This window comes from Burkholderia sp. Bp8991, from assembly GCF_003853795.1.
Classification (GTDB): domain Bacteria; phylum Pseudomonadota; class Gammaproteobacteria; order Burkholderiales; family Burkholderiaceae; genus Burkholderia.
This window is the reverse complement of record NZ_QTQJ01000102.1, coordinates 1-217: the sequence shown is the minus strand read 5'-3', so window position 1 is coordinate 217 and position 217 is coordinate 1. Positions and strand designations below refer to the sequence as shown.

The following is a 217-nucleotide window of genomic DNA, read 5'->3' as shown; positions in this document are numbered from 1 at the left end:
AGCCGAACATTAAGTTCGAATCATCTTGAGATACATCGATACAATCACAACCCGGATAGTTTCCACGTCCATCTCAAAGACGCTTCCGCTATCCAAATTACTTACTTCTTCCAGATTGTTAAAGAACGACAGCCGATACTTACTACGTATCACTCTGACTGGCTCAATCGCCAATGACAAAGACTCGACCCAAGTCGAACGCTTGTCATTGAAGATT

1 pseudogene is annotated in these 217 nt (G+C 42.9%); it reads right to left on the bottom strand.

Annotation, left to right across the window (positions count from 1 at the left end):
* Positions 1 to 9 precede the first annotated feature (9 nt).
* A pseudogene (locus DIE02_RS35855) lies at positions 10 to 217 on the bottom strand (hypothetical protein); the annotation flags it as partial.